Source organism: Francisella noatunensis subsp. noatunensis, assembly GCF_009823375.1.
Classification (GTDB): Bacteria; Pseudomonadota; Gammaproteobacteria; order Francisellales; family Francisellaceae; genus Francisella; species Francisella noatunensis.
In genome coordinates this window covers 1-4,026 of the sequence record NZ_WBSX01000139.1, presented here as the reverse complement: position 1 = coordinate 4,026, position 4,026 = coordinate 1, and the positions used below count along the sequence as shown (strand labels likewise).

Here is a 4,026-nt window from a genome sequence, read left to right as displayed (position 1 = left end):
CTATTATGTTACTTTTTGTCATGTGTGTATTCCTCAGTTAAGAGTTTATATTTTGCAAAATAATTCTATCATTCTGCTGCGAATACACCGCTTATTTCTATATTAGATTTTCATCATACACTAGATTCGAGTATAACTCGTAAATTCTTCATCTACGTTAACAAAAACTGATGATAATTTGTTCATATTTGACTACCAAATATAATGCTACTATTTACATTATACTTATTATTGTTAGCTAGTTTAACAAAACGATAAAGATACAATAATATAAATAATAGTTATTAATTCTAATATTTACTTTTTTTCTATATAAAAATTGCTTATTATTAAGAATCTTAACTAATTTATATAGAACTAAAGATGCAAAAATCTTCAAAAAAACCTTTGGTTTCTATAAAGAACCTTTCAAAACAGTTTGATGATGGTCACTTAGCTGTTGATTCTGTTAATCTTGATGTTTATCCAAAAGAGTTTTTTTCTTTGCTAGGTGGCTCAGGAAGTGGTAAAAGTACTCTTCTTAGAATGCTAGCAGGCTTTGAAAGACCTACTGATGGCAAAATAATTATTGATGGTGTAGATATGTCTAATACTCCACCATACAAAAGACCTGTTAATATGATGTTTCAATCATATGCTCTTTTTCCGCATATGAATGTTAAACAAAATATTATGTTCGGTTTAAAACAAGAGAAATCTCTAAAAAAAGAAGAAATAGAAAAAGCTACTGATGCTGCTCTAAAAATCATAAAAATGGATCATCTTGCTAAAAGAAAACCACATCAATTATCTGGTGGGCAGCGTCAGCGTGTAGCTCTAGCAAGATGTTTAGCAAAAAGACCTAAATTAATTCTCCTAGATGAACCATTATCAGCTCTAGATAAAAACTTGCGTGATCAGATGCAGTTTGAACTTGTAGATATTCAAGAACAGACAGGCAGTACATTTATAATGGTAACTCATGATCAAGAAGAGGCTATGACTATGTCTACTCGAATAGGTATCATGACTGACGGCTGGCTAGAGCAAGTAAGTACTCCTTCTGAAATTTATGAATTCCCTAAGAGTCGATTTGTAGCTAATTTTATTGGTAAAAGTACAATTTTTGAAGGTCGCGTAGAAGCAGTAAGTAGAACTCGAAGTATTATAATTTCAGAGCAAGCTGGTACTAATTTTGTATTAAGAAGAAATATAGAAGCTATTGAAGATCAAGAAATCTGGGTTGGGTTACGTCCTGAAAAAATAGTTATCAGTAAAGACAAACCAGAAGATTATAATCCTAACAAACCTGTGAATTGTATTAAAGGTATTGTTGAAGATATTGCTTATATGGGAGGTTTATCTACTTACCATGTTAGGACTGCTAATGGCAATATAATTAAGTCTACTGACTTCAATATTGAGAGAAATGCAGATCATCCTTCTTGGGATGATGAAGTATATCTCACTTGGGAATCAGAAAATATTATGGTGTTATATTCATAATGCAAAACTTAGAAAAAAGCTTTAGACATACTTTAGTGTACTTAGTTCCTTTTGTATGGTTTATGGTATTTTTACTTATACCATTCTTATTTGTTATAGATATCAGTTTTACTTTACCAGCAGATGGTACTCCACCAGTTACTTCTTTGATGCAATTCAAAGACTCAACTGTAAACTTTACCCTATATCTGAGTAATTATATTGAATTAATTCATTACAATCTTATATTTATATCATTACTTAAATCTTTTAAGGTTGCCTTCATAACCACTGCCTTGTGTATCTTAATTGGCTACCCTATGGCTTTAGCGCTATCTAGAGCTAAAAAAAACACTCAAATCTTCTTCTTAGTCTTGATTATTATTCCATACTGGACTTCATTTTTACTTAGAACTTACGCTTGGGTAACATTACTAGGCAATCATACTCTTAACCAATTCTTAATGGATCTAGGTCTACCAAGCATGGCTTTGTTATATAATGATTTTTCAATGTATCTAGGTATGGTTTATTGTTATTTACCATTTTTGATATTACCACTTTATAGCACATTGATAAAAATTGATCCTAGTATATATGATGCAGCGGAAGACCTAGGTTCTAAACCAATAAACTCATTCTTTAAGATAACTCTGCCATTATCTATGCCTGGCCTGATTGCCGGTAGCTTGTTAATATTTATTCCGGCTATTGGTGAAGTAGTAGTACCACAGATCATGGGCGGGATGAATTCATTAATGATAGGAAATGTTATTTGGGAAGAGTTCTTCACATCTAACAACTGGGGTATGTCTGCTGCAATATCTGTAGTACTAATAGTCGTATTAGTATTACCTATTCTGTGGATGCAACGTATACAAGCTAAGAGAACTTTTGTTTAGGAGGTATAAGCAATGAAAAAATTTTCATTTAGTAGCATAATGCTTGTATTTGGCTTGATATTTTTATACATACCTCTAGTAATCCTAGTAGTTTTCTCATTTAGTGACTCTCAGATTATAAACTTATGGGGTGGCTTTACTTTTGACTGGTATCATGAAGTAATTAATGATGAAGACATTATAAATGCTACTTTTACTAGCCTAAAGATAGCAACAATAACATCAATTATTGCAACAATACTTGGGACTATAGTAGCCTACGCTATGACTAGATTTAAATTTTTTAGATCGAGAAGTTTTTTGTATGGTCTTGTAGCAACTCCTCTTGTTTTGCCTGATATCATTCTTGGTGTAGCTTTATTACTAATGTTCTCGACATTACAACATCTTATCGGCTGGCCTCATGAGAAAGGAACTACGACGGTAGTTATAGCCCATGTAACAATGTGTACAGCTTATGTTGCCATAGTAATGCAATCACGTATAGCTAGTGTAGATATATCATTAGAAGAAGCTGCTCTAGATCTAGGTGCTGGCCCTATAGAGACTTTCTTTAAAATAACTTTACCTCAACTTATACCTGCATTGATTACATCAGCATTACTTATATTTACATTATCTATTGATGATTTAGTTGTCACAGAATTTGTAGCTGGTAGTAATAACCCTACCCTACCAATGTACATTTACTCAACTGTCAAAAATGGACCTACTCCTGAAATAAATGCTCTAGTGACAATTATGATAGCAATTATCATAATAGGCGTATTGCTTGGTATGTTTATTTCTGCTAAATTCCAAAAAAGACAAGGCTAAAGCACTTACTCAAAAATCATAAGTACAATTGAAAGTATAAGCAATAACCCTAAAATTAATTTAAATACTCTTAAATGATTTTCATTATTTAAAATTCTTTTGACTGAGCTACCTCCAAATAACCAAAACCCTGTACACAGAAATGAAACTATCATATAAATAACTGTTATAATAATTACCTGAAGCAACAAGCTCATATCAGTACTAACAACCGTATAAGTAGATATAACTCCAATTGCCATAATCCAAGCTTTAGGATTTATCCACTGAAATAATGCTGCTTGAGTAAAACTTAACGGCTCACTGCTTTTTTCATCATCAAAATTAGATGATAGAATTATCTTAAAAGCCAACCACAACATATAAACACCCCCTACAACTTTTATTACTGTATGTAGTGTTAGATGATTTATAAAAATTGACTCTAAGCCAATCCCTATGATCAAAACCATAAAAGGAAAGCCAAGACAAACTCCTAAATAATGAGATAATGTCTTTCTCACACCAAATCCTGATCGATGATATCAACAACATCAAATTATTTGGTCCAGGCGTAATAGTAGATGATATACAAAATAAAAACAAAGGTATGTAGAAACTCATATAATTAACTTTGTGTTTTAAAGTAAAGATTATATCTAGAAAATAATTAATTAGCTAGATTGTATTCTCAATGTTTATAGAGATACCAAAATGTACTTCATTAGGTGTCAAGTAATTTAAACATTTCTTAGGTCTATTATTCAAGTCTATCTGTAACTTTCTAATGTATTGATGAGATATATTGTTAAAGTTAGTACCTTTAGGTATAAATTGTCTGATATACCTATTCATGTTTTCATTA

The 4,026-nt window shown here is 31.3% G+C and carries 4 protein-coding genes and 1 pseudogene; 3 read left to right on the top strand and 2 right to left on the bottom strand.

All coding sequences use genetic code 11. The features are described 5' to 3' along the window. The first annotated feature begins 363 nt into the window (after positions 1-363). The 3 genes from F8C69_RS09375 to F8C69_RS09365 are packed head-to-tail and all read left to right on the top strand — an operon-like array spanning position 364 to position 3,182. A complete protein-coding gene (locus F8C69_RS09375; RefSeq protein ID WP_159184983.1) occupies positions 364-1,485 on the top strand; it encodes an ABC transporter ATP-binding protein in 1,122 nt (373 codons plus the stop codon). Beyond that, a complete protein-coding gene (locus F8C69_RS09370) occupies positions 1,485-2,366 on the top strand; it encodes an ABC transporter permease (protein ID WP_159184982.1) in 882 nt (293 codons plus the stop codon). The genes F8C69_RS09375 and F8C69_RS09370 overlap by 1 nt, the downstream gene beginning before the upstream one ends. 12 nt (positions 2,367-2,378) lie before the next feature. Beyond that, positions 2,379-3,182: an ABC transporter permease gene (locus tag F8C69_RS09365; RefSeq protein ID WP_159184981.1), complete on the top strand. Its 804-nt coding sequence runs from the start codon at positions 2,379-2,381 to the stop codon at positions 3,180-3,182. Between the two features lie 5 nt (positions 3,183-3,187). Here F8C69_RS09365 and F8C69_RS09360 read toward each other — a convergent pair whose 3' ends face one another. After that, positions 3,188-3,685, bottom strand: a complete 498-nt coding sequence (locus F8C69_RS09360) for a LysE family translocator (RefSeq protein WP_236352444.1) — start codon at positions 3,683-3,685, stop codon at positions 3,188-3,190. Between the two features lie 154 nt (positions 3,686-3,839). Continuing rightward, a pseudogene (locus tag F8C69_RS09355) lies at positions 3,840-4,026 on the bottom strand (IS30 family transposase); the annotation flags it as partial.

Bases quoted from the DNA above. Each gene is read 5' to 3' on its own strand.
- F8C69_RS09375 (WP_159184983.1), top strand. From the start codon at position 364: ATGCAAAAATCTTCAAAAAAACCTTTGGTTTCTATAAAGAACCTTTCA.
- F8C69_RS09365 (WP_159184981.1), top strand. From the start codon at position 2,379: ATGAAAAAATTTTCATTTAGTAGCATAATGCTTGTATTTGGCTTGATA.
- F8C69_RS09370 (WP_159184982.1), top strand. From the start codon at position 1,485: ATGCAAAACTTAGAAAAAAGCTTTAGACATACTTTAGTGTACTTAGTT.